This is a genomic window from Tunicatimonas sp. (assembly GCF_049647865.1).
GTDB lineage: Bacteria > Bacteroidota > Bacteroidia > Cytophagales > Cyclobacteriaceae > Tunicatimonas.
Genome location: NZ_JBARYM010000778.1, coordinates 1 through 2,853 on the forward strand (window position 1 = coordinate 1; position 2,853 = coordinate 2,853).

Below are 2,853 nucleotides of genomic sequence, written 5' to 3' on the forward strand. Positions count from 1 at the left end.
CTGATAGTATCCTCGTTGGTAAATACCACTTCTTATGGGATCAAAACCAGTTCTTAAGGTATGATCTACCAGCATTTTAGCTACAGACAAAGTTTGGTCATACTCAAAATTGCCTAGTGCTTCAGAAGCGTCTAACATCAAATAAGCTGTTTCAATATCATGACCGAAAGAAACATGATCTATGTTGTAATTAGCTTCTCGGGCTGTCTGGGACGAGTCTGCGTAAGAAACTGGCTGCCAGCTGGGAGTGAAAAAGAGAGTTAAATGACCTCGCTCATTTACCATTGTGTCTCGCACTAGGTGCAACATTTCAATGAGCCGCTCTCGAACCAAGGAGTCTGGCCAAACACGATATAACTCGGTAAAAGCTTCCATTAGGTGGATACCCGCATTTTGTTCTTTATACATCCAACTAACGGGCAATTCATTACTAATTTGCTCTTCTATAGTCAGTGGATTTCCGCCTTGAGTTACTACCGAAACATAACCACGATTTTCCGAGTCATGAGCATTTTCTTCCAGCCAGAGAAAAGCGTCTTTGGCAAAAGAAAGAGCTTCCTCGGAATTATTCACCTGAGCATAAGCCGCTAAAGCATAAATTCCAAAAGCGTGGCCATATACTTTTTTGTACTTCCCCTCGCCTTCTAAAATTGGGGAACCTTCTCGATTTACTTGCCAGTAAAATCCGCCGTGAGTTTTGTCCCACATTTGGTTCTTCAAAAATTCAAAGCCTAACTTTGTAGCCGTTTGATAGAGTGTATCGTTAGGTTTCTCTTTAAGCACCTTGGAGGTAGTCCATAAGTGGCGGGCTTGCGTAACAATCATTTTATTCTGCTGTTCGGCCATCTGCCAATCGTAGGACCAATTCGCCAGATACCCTCCGTGGGTTGTATCCAAAACCCGAGGATACCAGACTGCCAGTACATCATTCCAGTTCTGGTTCACCTGCGCGTTAATAGCGTCTTGGTTCGGCACTTTAACCACCGCTTCGGTAACTTCTTCCGACTTGTCAGGCGAAGCACAGGATAGCACGATTAATGCAATAATAATGGTCGTCAGGTATCGCATAAACTACGTTGTTGCCTTATCGTGTTCAACTGGAGCAATTTCATTCTCAGTATCATCCGGCTCATCAGGTAACGGTTTTCCTCGCCAATAGGTAGCTAGCGTTGATCCGGTAATATTCATCACTGGGCCAAAAATTGCGGGTGCTAATCCTACCGTGGCTACTTTTCCCATTTCATTTGCTAATGCCGAGGCTAGTCCCCCATTTTGCATTCCAACTTCTAATGCCACAGTTCGACAATCTTGCTCGGGCATTCGGAATAATCGTGCTCCCCAGTACCCTAGAAAATATCCGGACATATTATGAAAGATTCCTGCCAGGATTAGTATGGCACCTACTTCTAGCAGATTATCTCGTCCCGCGGCGGTAATGATTGTGATGATATAAGCAATACCAAACATGGAAACGTAGGGCATCGCTTCGTCCAACCACTTAAATTTACCACTGAAGAAATGATTGAACAGGACACCAGCAAACACCGGAATGATTACGATGCGAACCATACTCCACATCATTCCTAAAACATCTACTTCAACAAGTTCACCCGCTAACCAACCCATTAAGTTAGGGGTGATAAGTGGAGCTAATAACGTAGCAATTGCGGTGAGCGTGATCGATAATGCCAAATTAGCTTTCGCCAGATATGCCATCACATTAGAAGCCAAGCCACTCGGCGAAGATCCGATTAAGATAATTCCAGCCGCAATCTCCGGTTCAATGCCTAAAACTTGGGAAATGCCAAATCCCACAAAAGGCATAATTGAAAACTGGCAAAGCACTCCAACCAATACACCCCTAGGCATTTTAATGACTCCCAAGAAATCGTTGAACCCTATGGCAGTTCCCATTCCAAACATAATCAGTTGTAGTAATGGTGTGAACAAGTTCTTTAGATCGTAACCACCAACTTCCTGAAAGTTAGCTGGATAGTACATCGCTACTGTTACCGAAGCAAAGATCACTGCCGTGAAAGAGAAACCGCGTAGTAATTCGTAGCCCCGAAATCCAATCGCCAGCAACACGAAAAAAGCAATTAGATAAGGACCCGCTTCAGTTGCATTCCCAATGATAAAGAGTACCAGGGCAGTTAATGCACTAGCTCCAGCCAAACCAAGTAGTATTCTATAAATTGAACGATGGTTCATGATTAATAACAATTAGCTATGTACAGTGAGCAGTGGAAATGATAGACCGGAAATCGGAATTAGTCGTTAATAATGGTATATAAAAGGGGGGTTGTCAGCCTTAATAGGCAGTTAGCAACTAGTAACTATCTGTAGTAATTGATCATTGCTAACTGCTCTTAGTTCATTAGTATTAACTCCACTGTCGGTCCGCCGAGTCTATCGTATTCCATTCGTCGGTAGGAGCAAAATATTTGGTACCTTTCTTCATGTGTTCTTTTACCACATCTTCATTTAATTCCACTCCTAAACCAGGCTTATCTGGTACAGTTACATGACCTTCTTGTACAATGGGTTTATCAATTCCCGTTACTAAATCTTCCCACCAAGGAATATCTACCGAGTGGTGCTCAAGCGCAATAAAATTTTGAGTTGCTGCGGCGCAATGTACATTGGCCATGAGTGAAACAGGGGTTCCAGCGAAGTGCATCATCATCGGAATACCATTTTCCTCCGCATAATCACCAATCTTTTTCGTTTCTAAAATTCCTCCTGAGGAAGCTAAGTCGGGATGGATCATATCAATAGCCCGTGCATCAATCAGTTTAACGAATTCTTCTTTGAGAAATATATCTTCACCGGTGAGTGTAGGAGTGTTAATAG

General features: G+C 43.0%; 3 protein-coding genes. All 3 read right to left on the minus strand.

Annotation, left to right across the window (positions count from 1 at the left end):
• The coding region (locus WBA23_RS22635; RefSeq protein WP_424584553.1) for an AGE family epimerase/isomerase at positions 1–1,068 on the minus strand (1,068 nt) is incomplete at its 3' end.
• Positions 1,069–1,071: 3 nt separating this feature from the next.
• On the minus strand, positions 1,072–2,211 hold the full coding sequence (locus tag WBA23_RS22640) for a bile acid:sodium symporter family protein (RefSeq protein WP_424584554.1): 1,140 nt from the start codon (positions 2,209–2,211) through the stop codon (positions 1,072–1,074).
• Positions 2,212–2,383: 172 nt separating this feature from the next.
• Positions 2,384–2,853 (minus strand): enolase C-terminal domain-like protein (locus WBA23_RS22645; protein WP_424584555.1); only part of this gene is annotated, 470 nt, incomplete at its 5' end.